17 protein-coding genes and 1 pseudogene are annotated in these 13,502 nt (G+C 59.8%); 5 read left to right on the top strand and 13 right to left on the bottom strand.

From position 1 onward, the window contains the following. Positions 1 to 30: 30 nt before the first annotated feature. Entirely contained in the window at positions 31 to 864 is an 834-nt protein-coding gene (locus tag HU739_RS15715) for an IS3 family transposase (protein ID WP_186552160.1), read from the bottom strand. After that, on the bottom strand, positions 861 to 1,157 hold the full coding sequence (locus HU739_RS15710; protein WP_186552159.1) for a transposase: 297 nt from the start codon (positions 1,155 to 1,157) through the stop codon (positions 861 to 863). The genes HU739_RS15715 and HU739_RS15710 overlap by 4 nt, the downstream gene beginning before the upstream one ends. Before the next feature lie 275 nt (positions 1,158 to 1,432). Between HU739_RS15710 and HU739_RS15705 the strand changes: the two genes are divergently transcribed. The 3 genes from HU739_RS15705 to HU739_RS15695 all read left to right on the top strand — a co-directional run bounded on the left by HU739_RS15705 (position 1,433) and on the right by HU739_RS15695 (position 4,055). Beyond that, a complete protein-coding gene (locus tag HU739_RS15705) occupies positions 1,433 to 2,230 on the top strand; it encodes a transporter substrate-binding domain-containing protein (RefSeq protein ID WP_186552158.1) in 798 nt (265 codons plus the stop codon). A 138-nt stretch (positions 2,231 to 2,368) separates the two neighbouring features. Beyond that, positions 2,369 to 3,328 carry an amino acid ABC transporter permease gene (locus tag HU739_RS15700; RefSeq protein ID WP_407681931.1) on the top strand — a complete coding sequence of 320 codons (960 nt, stop codon included), beginning with the start codon at positions 2,369 to 2,371 and terminating at the stop codon, positions 3,326 to 3,328. Then, positions 3,321 to 4,055 (top strand): amino acid ABC transporter ATP-binding protein, encoded by a 735-nt coding sequence (locus tag HU739_RS15695; RefSeq protein WP_186552156.1) that lies wholly within the window; start codon positions 3,321 to 3,323, stop codon positions 4,053 to 4,055. The genes HU739_RS15700 and HU739_RS15695 overlap by 8 nt, the downstream gene beginning before the upstream one ends. 108 nt (positions 4,056 to 4,163) lie before the next feature. On the opposite strand, the gene HU739_RS27065 is transcribed toward HU739_RS15695, so the two are convergent. The 11 genes and pseudogenes from HU739_RS27065 to ubiE form a co-directional block, all read right to left on the bottom strand. Continuing rightward, positions 4,164 to 4,877 carry a methyl-accepting chemotaxis protein gene (locus HU739_RS27065; RefSeq protein ID WP_407681962.1) on the bottom strand — a complete coding sequence of 238 codons (714 nt, stop codon included), beginning with the start codon at positions 4,875 to 4,877 and terminating at the stop codon, positions 4,164 to 4,166. Positions 4,878 to 5,018: 141 nt separating this feature from the next. After that, positions 5,019 to 5,963: pseudogene (locus tag HU739_RS27060) on the bottom strand (methyl-accepting chemotaxis protein); the annotation flags it as partial. A gap of 352 nt (positions 5,964 to 6,315) precedes the next feature. Next, positions 6,316 to 7,023, bottom strand: coding sequence for a 16S rRNA (uracil(1498)-N(3))-methyltransferase (locus HU739_RS15685; RefSeq protein ID WP_186552154.1), 708 nt, complete (start codon positions 7,021 to 7,023; stop codon positions 6,316 to 6,318). Continuing rightward, the gene (gene tatC, locus HU739_RS15680; protein ID WP_186552153.1) at positions 7,020 to 7,811 is read right to left on the bottom strand and encodes a twin-arginine translocase subunit TatC; all 792 of its coding nucleotides are present in this window, start codon (positions 7,809 to 7,811) and stop codon (positions 7,020 to 7,022) included. Before tatC ends, HU739_RS15685 begins: the two co-directional genes overlap by 4 nt. Then, the gene (tatB, locus tag HU739_RS15675; protein ID WP_186552152.1) at positions 7,808 to 8,248 is read right to left on the bottom strand and encodes a Sec-independent protein translocase protein TatB; all 441 of its coding nucleotides are present in this window, start codon (positions 8,246 to 8,248) and stop codon (positions 7,808 to 7,810) included. Before tatB ends, tatC begins: the two co-directional genes overlap by 4 nt. Before the next feature lie 10 nt (positions 8,249 to 8,258). Further along, on the bottom strand, positions 8,259 to 8,540 hold the full coding sequence (locus tag HU739_RS15670) for a twin-arginine translocase TatA/TatE family subunit (RefSeq protein ID WP_186552151.1): 282 nt from the start codon (positions 8,538 to 8,540) through the stop codon (positions 8,259 to 8,261). A gap of 25 nt (positions 8,541 to 8,565) precedes the next feature. Next, complete coding sequence (locus tag HU739_RS15665) at positions 8,566 to 8,898, bottom strand: phosphoribosyl-ATP diphosphatase (protein WP_007909355.1); 333 nt, start codon at positions 8,896 to 8,898, stop codon at positions 8,566 to 8,568. Next, positions 8,891 to 9,292, bottom strand: a complete 402-nt coding sequence (hisI, locus tag HU739_RS15660; RefSeq protein WP_007909357.1) for a phosphoribosyl-AMP cyclohydrolase — start codon at positions 9,290 to 9,292, stop codon at positions 8,891 to 8,893. Before hisI ends, HU739_RS15665 begins: the two co-directional genes overlap by 8 nt. 137 nt (positions 9,293 to 9,429) lie before the next feature. Beyond that, positions 9,430 to 11,034, bottom strand: coding sequence for a ubiquinone biosynthesis regulatory protein kinase UbiB (gene ubiB, locus HU739_RS15655; protein ID WP_186552150.1), 1,605 nt, complete (start codon positions 11,032 to 11,034; stop codon positions 9,430 to 9,432). Next, positions 11,031 to 11,654: a ubiquinone biosynthesis accessory factor UbiJ gene (locus HU739_RS15650; RefSeq protein ID WP_186552149.1), complete on the bottom strand. Its 624-nt coding sequence runs from the start codon at positions 11,652 to 11,654 to the stop codon at positions 11,031 to 11,033. The genes ubiB and HU739_RS15650 overlap by 4 nt, the downstream gene beginning before the upstream one ends. Further along, complete coding sequence (gene ubiE, locus HU739_RS15645; protein ID WP_186531921.1) at positions 11,654 to 12,424, bottom strand: bifunctional demethylmenaquinone methyltransferase/2-methoxy-6-polyprenyl-1,4-benzoquinol methylase UbiE; 771 nt, start codon at positions 12,422 to 12,424, stop codon at positions 11,654 to 11,656. Before ubiE ends, HU739_RS15650 begins: the two co-directional genes overlap by 1 nt. A gap of 154 nt (positions 12,425 to 12,578) precedes the next feature. Here ubiE and HU739_RS15640 point away from each other — a divergent pair, with 154 nt between their 5' ends. Both HU739_RS15640 and HU739_RS15635 read left to right on the top strand, forming a co-directional pair. Next, the gene (locus HU739_RS15640; protein WP_186552148.1) at positions 12,579 to 12,854 is read left to right on the top strand and encodes a polyhydroxyalkanoic acid system family protein; all 276 of its coding nucleotides are present in this window, start codon (positions 12,579 to 12,581) and stop codon (positions 12,852 to 12,854) included. Between the two features lie 220 nt (positions 12,855 to 13,074). Continuing rightward, positions 13,075 to 13,497, top strand: coding sequence for a phasin family protein (locus HU739_RS15635; protein WP_186552147.1), 423 nt, complete (start codon positions 13,075 to 13,077; stop codon positions 13,495 to 13,497). The last annotated feature ends 5 nt before the right edge of the window (positions 13,498 to 13,502 follow it).

The raw sequence follows: 13,502 nt of genomic DNA, 5'->3' as shown, positions 1-13,502 counted from the left end.
TCAGTTTTTTCAAACCATTCCGTAGGAGCATTAGGCCGCCTGCTGCTCAAATAGCGCAGGCGGTAAGTTGTTCGAAGCGGAGTGGCAACGGCGATGATTGTAATGTGAGATAAAACCCATCACATCCTTCTCCGCTTCGAAATGGTTCTGGTAACCGTTTTCCGGCATCCAATCGTGCTTCAGCGTCCTGAAGTAGCGTTCAACCACTGCATTATCCCAGCAATTACCTCGACGGCTCATGCTTTGAACGATCCGGTTGTCTGCCAAACAGGTAACAAATCGATCAGCAGTGTACTGACAGCCCTGGTCTGAGTGAAATAGCAGTTCAGGCATTGGTCGACGTAGTGACACCGCCAACTTCAGTGCTTTAGCAGCCAGCTCAGCATCAGCAGTTCGGGAGCACGCCCAGCCAACAATCCTGCGTGAAAAAAGATCCATCACCACTGCCAGATAAAGCCAGCTATTCCCAACTCTGATGTAGGTGATATCGCCTGCCCAAAGCGTATCTGGCTGAGTCGGATTGAAGCGACGATCAAGTATGTTCGGAGCAACGACTGCCGGTTTAGTAGCACGACGATAGTGGGCATACCGTGGCCTGCGTCGGTGCAGGCCGAAAGTTTTGATCAGCGAGCGCATTCGATAGCGACCGATGAAGATCCCTTTCTTTCTCAACGCTTTGCAGAGCCCTCGAGTACCCAGGGCCTCTCGATGTTCTTTATGCAGCGCACGAAGTCTGCGCCTTAGCCACCGCAGGCCCGGCTTCAAACGCTTGGTTTTGCGGTTTATGTAATAGCTACTTCGGGCGATGCCAAGCACGGAGCATATGTGCCGAACTGACATAGCACCTCTTACGCCATCAATCATTTGGTTCGACCGAACAGAACCTTTAGATGAGAGGGCAATTGCTTTTTTAGCACTTGGTTCTCGGCCTCAAGTAGCGCCAGTTTCGCCTGAAGCGACTCGATTAACTCCTGATCCTGTAATCGTGGCAACTGAGTAACTTCATCCTGCTGCCGACGCCAGCGAGCAACCCAGCGACGCAAAGCTGTGAGGCCCACACCAGTGGCTTGGCAGGCCTTGGGGACGGAGTAATGCATCTCCACCACTAACCGAATAGATTCTGCTTTTTCTTCAGGCGTAACGACCCGATATCCCATGACGCTTCCTTAAATCGAGGCTCCTACATCATGGTCTAAAAAAGTTCGACCACAACACGGCAGCTCCTACAGGATTATGTGAACACCTGTAGGAGCTGCCGGAGGCTGCGATCTTTTGCTTTTCAATCCCTCCCCGTAACAACAATTCCCGGCAAAAAACCTTGTGCAAACGAACGAGTGCGTTAGCATCCGTCCCCGAATTGGCGCGCCTGGGCTTTTTTGCCTGCCTCTGTCGGTTTTCGCGCCGCACACGCAATGGTTTTGGGGACTTGAAGATGAAGAAGTATCTGTCGATGCTGCTGGTCGGCGTCACGGCACTGGTTGCAGTCAATGCGGCGCAGGCCGGCGCGATCGATGACGCGGTCAAGCGCGGCACCTTGAAAGTCGGCATGGATCCGACTTACATGCCGTTCGAGATGACCAACAAGCGTGGCGAAATCATCGGTTTCGAAGTCGACATCCTCAAGGCCATGACCAAGGCCATGGGCGTCAAGCTGGAACTGGTTTCCACCGGTTACGACGGCATCATTCCGGCGCTGATGACCGACAAGTTCGACATGATCGGCAGCGGCATGACACTGACCCAGGAACGCAACCTGCGCCTGAACTTCAGCGATCCGTTCATCGTCGTCGGCCAGACCCTGCTGATCCGCAAGGAGCTGGAAGGCACCATCAAGTCCTATAAAGACCTGAACACCGCTGACTATCGCATCACCTCCAAGCTCGGCACCACCGGCGAAATGGTCGCGAAAAAACTGATCTCGAAAGCCAAATACCACGGCTACGACAACGAGCAGGAAGCCGTGCTCGACGTGGTCAATGGCAAGGCCGATGCCTTCATTTACGACGCGCCGTACAACGTCGTCGCGGTGAACAAGGTTGGCGCCGGCAAACTGGTGTTCCTCGACAAGCCGTTCACCTACGAGCCGCTGGCCTTCGGCCTGAAGAAGGGCGATTTCGACAGCCTCAACTTCATCAACAACTTCCTGCACCAGATCCACGAAGACGGCACCTACGATCGCATCCATGACAAGTGGTTCAAGAGCACCGAGTGGCTCAAGGACATGGAATAACCCGCATTTGTTGATCGTTCCCACGCTCTGCGTGGGAACGCATCCTGTGACGCTCCGCGTCACGCTTGAGCAGGGACGCGGAGCGTCCCGGGCGGCATTCCCACGCAGAGCGTGGGAACGATCATCTGAGAACCCTTGATGAAACAGAAAAAAGTCCAATGGCCCTGGCACGTCCTCACCGTGCTGGTGCTGGTCGGCCTGGCGGGTGCGTTGTATTACGCGACGTCGCTGATGTCCTACGAATGGCGCTGGAACCGCGTGCCGCAGTACTTCGCCTATCAGGCCGAAGAGACCCAGCGCGCTGCGGACATTTCCACCGTCACGGAACTGGTGCGCAAGGGCAGCAGCGCTCAGGTCACGCTGCGCAACGACGCGGGTGACGAACAGCACCTGACCGTCGACGAGAACAGCCTGCAATTCGCTCAGGGCGACGATGTCGCTGAAGGCGACGTCGTGGGTGTAACCCGACACTGGGCAGCAGGACCGCTGTTGTGGGGCCTTTGGACCACGCTTTGGTTGTCGGTGGTCTCCGGCGTGCTCGGGTTGCTGATCGGCCTGGTCACCGGTCTGTGCCGCCTCTCCAGCAACCCGACCCTGCGTGACCTTTCAACGATTTACGTTGAATTGGTGCGTGGCACGCCGCTGTTGGTGCAGATCTTCATTTTCTACTTCTTCATTGGCACAGTAATGAACCTGTCCCGCGAATTCGCCGGGATCGCCGCGTTGTCGCTGTTCACTGGTGCCTATGTGGCGGAAATCATCCGTTCCGGTGTGCAGTCGATTGCCCGCGGGCAGAACGAGGCGGCGCGTTCGCTCGGTCTGAGTGCCGGCCAGTCGATGCGTCACGTGGTTTTGCCTCAAGCATTCAAGCGCGTGCTGCCGCCACTGGCCGGTCAATTCATCAGTCTGGTCAAGGACACCTCACTGGTGTCGGTCATCGCTATCACCGAGCTGCTGAAAAGCGGCCGGGAAGTCATCACCACGTCGTTCTCGCCGTTTGAAATCCTGTTCTGCGTGGCCGGCCTGTACCTGTTGATCAACCTGCCGCTGTCGAAAATCGCCAGCCGGCTTGAGCGGAGGCTCGCGCAAAGTGATTGAAGTCCGCGATCTGGTAAAAGTCTTCGACACCCGGGGCCAAGTGGTGCGTGCCGTGGATAACGTCAGCACCACGGTCGCCAAGGGCGAAGTGCTGGTGGTGATCGGCCCGTCCGGTTCCGGCAAGTCGACCTTTCTGCGCTGCCTCAATGGCCTGGAAGCATTCGATTCCGGCTCGGTGAGCATCGACGGTCTGCAACTGGCCGACGCGAAAACCGACGTCAACGCCTACCGCCGCGAAGTCGGCATGGTCTTCCAGCATTTCAATCTGTTCCCGCACATGACCGTGCTGGAGAACCTTTGCCTGGCGCAGAAAGTCGTGCGCAAGCGCGGCAAGAAAGAGCGCGAGGCCAAGGCCATGGCGCTGCTGGAAAAGGTTGGCATTGCCCAGAAGGCCAACGAATTTCCCTCGCGCTTGTCCGGCGGCCAGCAGCAGCGCGTGGCGATTGCCCGGGCGCTGGCGATGGAGCCGAAAGTCATGCTGTTCGACGAGCCGACCTCGGCGCTGGACCCGGAAATGGTCGGCGAAGTGCTGGACGTAATGAAAAATCTGGCCGTGGAAGGCATGACTATGGTCTGCGTCACCCACGAGATGGGTTTTGCCCGGGAAGTGGCGGACCGGGTGTTGTTTTTCGATCACGGCAAACTGCTGGAAGACGCTGCGCCGGCAGCGTTCTTTGCCGCGCCGAAGGATCCGCGAGCGCAGGCCTTTTTGCGCCAAGTGCTGTAATTTCAGCGCCGGATCTACCGCCTTCGCGAGCAGGCTCGCTCCCACACTTGGAATGCATTTTTCCTGTGGGAGCGAGCCTGCTCGCGAATGGCCTCACCTCGATCTCACTTAAACCTTGAAACGGCCCACCAGCATCTGCAGATGCGTCCCCAGCCGCGCCAGCTCCACGCTGGAAGCCGCTGTCTCTTCACTCGCCGCCGAAGTCTGGTCCGAGACATCCCGCACATTCAGCACGCTACGGTTGATCTCTTCGGCCACCGCGCTTTGCTGCTCGGCAGCAGCGGCGATTTGCTGGTTCATCGCCTGGATCGCCGACACGGTGCGGGTGATGCTTGCCAGTGAGCCACCGGCACGGCGGGTCAGTTCGACGCTGCTGTCGGTCAGGGTGCGGCTGTTGTCCATGATCGTTGCCACTTGCTGGGTGCCGTTTTGCAGGCCGACGATCAGTTCTTCGATTTCTTCGGTGGACTTCTGCGTGCGTTGCGCGAGGCTGCGCACTTCATCGGCGACCACGGCGAAACCACGCCCGGCCTCACCGGCACGCGCCGCTTCAATGGCGGCGTTGAGCGCCAGCAGGTTGGTTTGCTGAGCCACCGACTTGATCACGTCGAGGACACTGCCGATCTTGTCGCTTTCGCGCTTGAGCTCGCCCATGGCCTCGGTGGAGTGCCCGACCTCCACGGCCAGACGCTCGATCTGGGCGATGGCTTCGCCGACAACCTTGTCGCCTTCGCGGGCCTGTTGGTCAGCGGCGACGGCGGCTTCGGAGGCTTCCTCGGCATTGCGCGCGACTTCCTGCACGGTGGCGGCCATTTCGTTCATGGCGGTGGCGACCTGATCGGTCTCGATTTTCTGATTGTTGACCCCGGCGCTGGTCTGCTCGGTCACCGCGGACAGTTCTTCGGCCGCGCTGGCGATCTGTGTCACGCCGTCGCTGATGCCGCCGATCAATTCGCGCAGGCCCTGGGTCATGGTTTGCATCGAGCGCTGCAGCTGGCCCAGTTCGTCGCGGCGCAGGGACACCAGGTTGTGAGTCAGGTCGCCCGCCGCGACGCGCTCGGCGACTTTCAGGGTCTGGGTCAGCGGAATGATGATCTGGCGGGTGATCGCCCAGGCGGCAATCAAGCCGAAGGCCAATGCCAGCGCGGTGGCGATCAGCAGCAGGTTCTTGGCACGCGCCGCGTCGGTATCGCGCACGACGGTTTGCGATTCGGTGAGTTTCTTGCTGAGCGCCATCAGGATGTCACCCTGCGCGGACATGTTCGCCAGTGCAGCGGTGTTATTAATCTGCGAATCACGGAATTGGGCAACGGCGGCGCGGTAGGCCTTGAGCGAGTCGGTGGCTTGCTGCAGGTTGGCGATGTGCTGCTCCGGCACGCGGGACGGCAGGCTCTCGAGATTTTTCAGGGCATTGTCGATGGCGGTCAGCGCCGGTTGTTCGGCTTCAGCCTTGCCGCTGTAGGTATAACCACGTACCTGATAGCGCGCCTGCTGCAGCAATTTGCTCAGCTCGATCACCGCGTTGTACTGCGCGACGCTGTCGCCTTGCAGCAGCGCGCTCTCGACGTCGCCGACCTTGGCCACGGCGTTATCGGCATTGGCGCCGAGCTTGCTGCGCGCGTCTTCGCGCTGCACGGTGGCCTGGGTCATTTCGCCGAAGGCGCGTTTGTATTGCGCCACGGCGGCCAGTTGTTGGTCGACCATCGCCACGTCGGACGGCTGCTCGATCATGCCGCGTGCCGATTGCAGGCCGCTTTCGAGTTTGTTGAGGAATTCATTGACCGCGCCCGGGCCTTGTTCGCCACGGCGCATGTCGTAGTCCATGCGCGCCAGGCGCAGGTCTCGGGTCAGCTCGTTGAGGCTGGAGATAAAGCCGAGCTTGTCGCCGCGGCTGATGATGCCGCTCATGCCGGTCCAGCCGGTGAAGGTGATCAACAGCGTCAGCAACAGCACCAGGCCAAAACCGATGCCCAGCTTACGTTTGACGCTGACGTTTCCAAGACTTTCGGCTAACCATCGGTACATGCGACCACTCCCTTCGGACCACTAATTGGACTTATGGGGACTGTATCGGCTGAATAATGGCAATCTGTAACGCCTCTTTTCCGCCATCGCTCGTGATCCTATGGCGAGGGAGCTTGCTCCCGCTCGGCGGCGCAGCCGTCGTAACACCAACAGTTGCGTTGTATGTTGGAGAAAAAACGATGGCCGCTTCGCGCCCAAGCGGGAGCAAGCTCCCTCGCCATAAAAGTTGCTTGGCTCAGAACAGTCGAGCGAGCAGGGCGGTGACGGCGGTTTCGACGCGCAGGATGCGCTCGCCCAGTTGCACCGGTTGCAGACCGGATTTGGCCAGCAGGTCGATTTCGTAGGGAATCCAGCCACCTTCGGGGCCGATGGCCAGGGTCACCGGTTCGCTCAGCGCGCGCGGACAGGCAGGGAAGTTGCCGGGATGGCCGACCAGGCCGAGTGTGCCCTCAGTGATGGCCGGCAAGCGATCCTCAACGAACGGTTTGAAGCGCTTCTCGATGATGATCTGCGGCAGCACAGTATCGCGAGCCTGTTCGAGACCGAGGATCAACTGCTCACGAATCGCTTCCGGCTCCAGGAACGGCGTCTGCCAGAAGCTTTTCTCGACGCGATAGCTGTTGACCAGAATCACCTTTGCCACGCCCATGGTCGCCACGGTCTGGAATACCCGGCGGAGCATTTTCGGCCGCGGCAGGGCCAGCACCAGGGTCAGCGGCAGCTTGGCCGGTGGCGGTTGATCGAGGCTGACGCGCAGCTCGGCTTCGCCGGCATCAAGGCGCAATAATTCAGCCGAGCCCATCAGGCCGTTGATGCGCCCGACGCGCAGGCTGTCACCGACCTGCGAACGGTGAACCTCCTGCATATGGGTCAGGCGGCGATCACGCAGCACCACCCGGTCGGCCGCAATGAAGTCGGCCTCTTCGAGCAACAGCAGGTTCATGCCTGGGTCGCTGGCGGCTGGTCGTTGTGATCGTCGGCCGGGTCTTCGTCCGGGCGTTCGCGTTTGCTGATCAAGCCGCCGAACAGAATGCCGATTTCAAACAGCATCCACATCGGTACCGCCAGCAGGGTCTGCGAGAAGATGTCCGGCGGGGTGAGGATCATGCCGACCACGAAGCAGCCGATGATCACGTACGGGCGGATCTTCTTCAGGTAGGCCACATCGACCACGCCGATCCACACCAGCAGTACCACGGCCACCGGGATTTCAAACGCCACGCCGAAGGCGAAGAACAGCGTCATGACGAAATCGAGGTAGCTGGCGATGTCGGTCATCATTTCCACGCCGGCCGGGGTGGCGGCGGCGAAGAATTTGAAGATCAGCGGGAATACGAAGTAATAGGCGAACGCCATGCCGGTGTAGAACAGCAGGATGCTGGACACCAGTAGCGGCACCGCGATGCGCTTTTCATGCTTGTACAGGCCCGGCGCGATGAAGCCCCAGATCTGATGCAGGATCACCGGGATCGCGAGGAACAGCGAAACCATCATCGTCAGCTTCAGCGGCGTCAGGAACGGCGACGAGACATCGGTGGCGATCATCGTCGCGCCGACCGGCAGGTACTGGCGCAGCGGCGTCGAGACGAAGGTGTAGATCTGCTGGGTGAAGGCGAACAACCCGGCAAAAATGATGAAGATCGCCGCCACGCAACGCAGCAGGCGGGTGCGCAACTCGGTGAGGTGCGAAACCAGCGGCATGTGCTGGTCGTTTTCGGGGAGATCGCTCATGGGGCTCGCGGCGGCAGTGTAGGGTCTTGAGGCGCTGGTGTAGTCGGCGCGGCGGTCGGGGCTACGTGTTCAACCGAGGTTTCTGCAGGAGTCGCGTCGGTCGCCGCAACAACGGGAGCCGCTGCGGCAGGCGTCGTCGGCGCATGAATCGTCGGCTCTGCCACTGGCTGCACGGGCGTTGGCTCCTGTTGAACCGGTGTGAAAATCTTCCGCGCCTCCTGCTCCAGCGACAGAATGTGCTCGTTATGCAGTTGCCGACGAATCTCGTCGGCACCGATTTCACGTTCAACTTCCTGTTTGATCGCGTTGAAGCTGCGCTTCAGCCGGCCGACCCACAGCCCGGCGGTGCGCGCAGCGCCCGGCAGACGCTCGGGGCCCAGCACCAGCAGGGCGACGAGGCCGACGAGCAGCAGTTCAGAGAAGCTGATACCAAACATTAGTCAGTGCTCACACGTCTTTGCGGATCGGCTCTTCGACTTTCTGCGCCTGCACGTCGATGGTGTGCGGCGGGTTGGCCTGAGCGGTGGTTTGCGGCTGCACCGGTGGCACAGGCTGCGCCGGCGGGGTCACGCTCGGCTCGGCCGGTTTTTCGTCATCGTTCATGGCTTTGCGAAAGCCTTTGATCGACTCGCCCACGTCGGTGCCGAGGTTTTTCAGTTTCTTGGTGCCGAACACCAGCACCACGACTACCAGAATGACGACCCAGTGTTTCCAGTCAAAAATGCCCATGTGGCGGTTCCTCTCAAATAGTTGTTCAGGCGGACGGACGCGAGGCTTTCTCGACGTGTCCGGACAGGCCGAAGCGACGGTCCAGTTCATCCAGCACGGCCTGCGGATGCTGCCCCAGTTGGGCGAGCATGACCATGCTGTGGAACCATAGGTCAGCGGTCTCGTAGATCACGTCGCTGCAGTCGCCGCTGATGGCGGCGTCCTTGGCGGCAATGATGGTTTCGACCGACTCTTCGCCGACTTTCTCCAGAATCTTGTTCAGCCCTTTGTGGTACAGGCTGGCGACATACGAACTGTCGGCGGCTGCGCCTTTGCGCTCCTCGAGCACTTCGGCCAGACGGGTGAGCGTGTCACTCATGCTTGTGTCCTGCGCTATAGATGGCGTGCGGGTCTTTCAGTACCGGGTCGACCGTTTTCCAGTCGCCGTTTTCGAAGACACGGTAAAAGCAGCTTTGACGGCCGGTATGGCAAGCGATGTCGCCGATCTGTTCAACCATCAGGATGATCACGTCGGCATCACAGTCCAGCCGCATCTCATGCAGGGTCTGCACATGACCGGACTCTTCGCCCTTGCGCCACAGCTTGCCACGCGAACGTGACCAGTAGATTGCACGATTCTCTGCGGCTGTCAGTTCCAGCGCTTCGCGGTTCATCCAGGCCATCATCAACACGCGCCCGGTCTTGTGATCCTGGGCAATCGCCGGCACCAGGCCGTCAGCGTCCCACTTGATCTCGTCCAGCCAGTTCTTCATCTTCAGTTCCTGAAGCAGCTGCAAGCTATAAGCTTCAAGCTGCAAGTAAGGGCAGTGTCGCGTTTTGCCTGTCGGGCGGTTCAAGTCGCCGCCCCGTCGCTTGAGGCTTGCAGCTTATAACTTGCAGCTCAAACCTGCTATCGGCGAACGACCAGATACAAGCCGACCGCCACCATGATACCCGCAGGCCAATGCGCCCAATCGGTCAACGGACCACCCGCGGCGAGGATCGCTCCGCCGGCCAGATGGGCGCAGCCGAGCAAGCGCAAGAACCAGTCGTCCTTGCGTTTGTGCCACGGTGGCGGCGGGTCTTTGGCGTGGGGTTGCGACATGCGTTCGAGCAGGTCGCGGGCCATGTTGGCCAGGTGCGGCAACTGTTCGAACTGGCTTTGCACGTTGCCGATCAAGGTTTTGGGGCTGACGCGCTCGCGCATCCAGCGCTCCAGAAACGGCTGCGCGGTGTTCCACAGATCCAGATCCGGATACAACTGGCGGCCGAGGCCTTCGATGTTCAGCAGGGTCTTTTGCAGCAGCACCAACTGCGGCTGCACTTCCATGTTGAAGCGCCGCGCGGTCTGGAACAGGCGCATCAGCACCTGGCCAAATGAAATATCTTTTAACGGTTTTTCGAAGATCGGTTCGCAGACAGTCCGGATTGCCGCTTCGAATTCGTTGAGCTTGGTTTCCGCCGGCACCCAGCCCGAATCGATGTGCAACTGCGCCACACGGCGGTAGTCACGCTTGAAGAAGGCAAACAGGTTGCGCGCCAGATAGTCCTGATCCTCAGGCGTCAGGCTGCCGACGATGCCGCAGTCGATCGCAATGTATTGCGGGCTCCACGGATTGACGGTGCTGACGAAGATGTTGCCCGGGTGCATGTCGGCGTGGAAGAAACTGTCGCGGAAGACTTGGGTGAAGAAGATTTCGACGCCGCGCTCGGCGAGCATTTTCATGTCGGTGCGCTGGTCCGCGAGGGTCGCCAGATCAGTGACCTGGACCCCGTAGATGCGCTCCATCACCAGCACTTTCGGCCGGCACCAGTCCCAATAGACTTGCGGCACGTACAGCAGTTGCGAACCTTCGAAGTTGCGGCGCAACTGGCTGGCGTTGGCCGCCTCGCGCAACAGATCGAGTTCGTCGTAGATGGTTTTTTCGTAGTCTTGCACCACATCGACCGGGTGCAGCAGACGTGCGTCGGCGGAAAATTTTTCGGCGGCGCGGGCGAGAATGAACAGCCATGCCAGATCCTGCGCAATCACCGGTTTCAGTCCCGGGCGGATGACCTTGACCACGACTTCTTCGCCGCTTTTCAGCTGCGCCGCATGCACTTGCGCCACCGAGGCCGAGGCCAGCGGTTCAACGTCGAAACGGCTGAACACTTCGCTGATTTTCTTGCCCAGCTGCTCTTCGATCAACTTGATCGAAAGTTGCGAATCGAACGGCGGCACGCGGTCCTGCAGCAGCATCAGCTCATCGGCGATGTCTTCCGGCAGCAAGTCGCGACGGGTCGAAAGAATCTGCCCGAATTTGATGAAGATCGGCCCCAGATCCTGCAACGCCAGACGCAAGCGCGCGCCACGGTTGAGCTCCAGCGGCTTGCGCGGCAGCCAGCGCCACGGCAGCGCAAAACGCAGCGCCAGGAGAAACCAGGGCAGCGGCAGATCGAACAGCAAGTCATCGAGGCGGTAGCGGATCACGACGCGCTGGATGCGCAACAGACGGCGGACGGCGAGCAGCTTCATGCGTTATCGCTTGGGTCGAGGGATCGGGAAAGGCGCTCGAAACGCGCCTCGAGACGTTCCAGATCGAGTTTGATCCGGTCCAGTTCGCTGAACCGCGCTTCGGCTTCGCGCTGCCCGACCAGGGTGCGCGACTCTTCGGCGAGGTATTCGGCGAGGTTCTGGTTGAGGCTGGCAAATCCTTGTCGATACCAGCGTGCGCGGCTGCGCAGATGACCGCCGAGCAATGGCGTGGCGACCGGGCCGAGCCAGCGCGAGAGTTCGTACTCCCAGTCCAGCTCAAGGTCCTGCAGTACGCCGGCCAGCTCCAGCAACACGCCGCTGTCGCCATCGAGCTCGACTTCCGGGGCATGCAGCACCGCGGTCTTGTCTTTGCTCAAGGCCAGTTTCAGCAGGCTGGAGGCGGGCGCCCGCAGGGTGCAATCGACGTCCGCTGCCCACTGTGAAGCGAGCATCAGACCTTCGTCACTCGGCAAAATATACAGTTGCAGCGCCGGGCTGCGGCAATCGACGGCAATCACTTTGCCAGTCAAGTGCGCCAGCCGCGGCAGCGCCGTGCTGTCGAGACGCAGCACCCGGTTGAGGCCGAGTTCAACGCTGGCGAGCAGCCCGGTAAGCAACATCAGGGCTTGATGCCACGGTGCAGGGCGACGATGCCTGCGGTCATGTTGTGATAAGTCACGCGGTCGAAACCGGCGTCGACCATCATCGACTTCAGGGTTTCCTGATTGGGGTGCATGCGGATCGATTCGGCCAGGTAGCGATAGCTTTCCGAGTCATTGGTGATCAGCTTGCCCATCAGCGGCATGAAGGCAAACGAGTAGGCGTCGTAGGCCTTCGACATCAGCGCGTTGGTCGGCTTGGAAAATTCCAGCACCAGCAGACGTCCGCCGGGTTTGAGTACGCGCAGCATCGAACGCAGGGCGTCTTCCTTGTGCGTCACGTTGCGCAGGCCGAAGGCGATGGTCACGCAGTCGAAATGGTTGTCCGGGAATGGCAGTTTTTCCGCGTCGGCCTGGACGAATTCGACATTGCCGGCGACACCCAGATCGAGCAGGCGGTCACGGCCGACCTTGAGCATCGATTCGTTGATGTCGGCGAGTACCACCTGGCCGGTCGGGCCAACGAGGTGGGAGAACTTGCGAGTCAGGTCGCCGGTGCCGCCGGCGATGTCGAGCACGCGATTGCCGCTGCGCACGCCCGACAGTTCGATCGCGAAACGCTTCCACAAACGGTGCATGCCGCCCGACAGAAGGTCGTTCATCAGGTCGTATTTGGCGGCTACCGAATGGAAAACCTCAGCGACTTTTTCCGCTTTCTGGCTTTCCGGAACGTTTTTGAAACCGAAGTGCGTGGTGGGTTCGGCATCGCTGCCTTTGCGCTGATCAGTCATATCGCTGTCACCAAAAGAGAATGCGCGACATTCTAATCCCCAAGCCATGCTTTGTCTTGGAGTGGCTAAAGGTAAGATGGTCGACCTTCGGGACGATTTGCCGCAGCCGCGGTCAAGATTTACCGACAGATACTCATCAATCAGGAGTCATCCAATGGCCAAAATCAGTGTTGAGCGTGCGCACAGCCTGGGCAAGGAAGCCGCCCGCGAGAAAGCCGAAAAACTCGCCGCAAAGCTGAAAGATCAGTACGGCCTGGAGCCGCAATGGTCGGGCGACACCCTCAACCTCAAACGTTCGGGCGTGAAAGGTGAAGTGCACGTGGCGGACGATTCGATCAAGGTCGACGTCGAGCTGGGCCTGATGATGTCGGCCATGAGCGGCATGATCAAAGCCGAGATCGAGAAAGCCCTCGACAAAGCCCTCGCCTGAAACGCGATCCCCTGTAGGAGTGAGCCTGCTCGCGATAGCGGTGTATCAGTCAAGAATGATGTCGACTGACACACCGCTATCGCGAGCAGGCTCACTCCTACATTTGTTTTGTGGTGCTCCCGCTGGTTAGGGTGCCTTTTCTAATTTTTCGACCTACTTTGTGCCTCAGCCCGACACGTTCGCGGGCAGTTCCTCAATCCTTCTGCGCGTGAGGTGCACCATGGCCAAAGTTATTCTGAAGAAAAAAATCGACGCTCCGACCTCCACTGTAAGCGACGTCAAATCCTATGCCCGCAAGATCTGGCTGGCAGGCCTGGGGGCCTACGCCAAGGTCGGGCAAGAGGGCAGCGAGTACTTTCAGGAGCTGATCAAGGCCGGTCAAGCGGTTGAAAAGAAAGGCAAAAAAGCCGTTACCGAAAAACTCGTCGCAGCCAATGCCGAGATCGATGAAGCCGCCACTCAGGTCAGTTCGTTCAAAGGTCGCGTCGAGGTGCAACTGGACAAGGTCGAGAAGGCCTTCGACAACCGTGTGGCAAGCGCCTTGAATCGTATCGGCATTCCGTCTAAACATGACGTTGAGACACTCTCTGCTAAGCTCGATGAGCTGACGGCATTGCTCGAACGCGTCGCGCGTAAATCTTAAGGAGA

The sequence above is a fragment of the Pseudomonas hamedanensis genome (assembly GCF_014268595.2).
Classification (GTDB): domain Bacteria; phylum Pseudomonadota; class Gammaproteobacteria; order Pseudomonadales; family Pseudomonadaceae; genus Aquipseudomonas; species Aquipseudomonas hamedanensis.
This window is presented reverse-complemented; position numbering and strand designations above follow the sequence as displayed.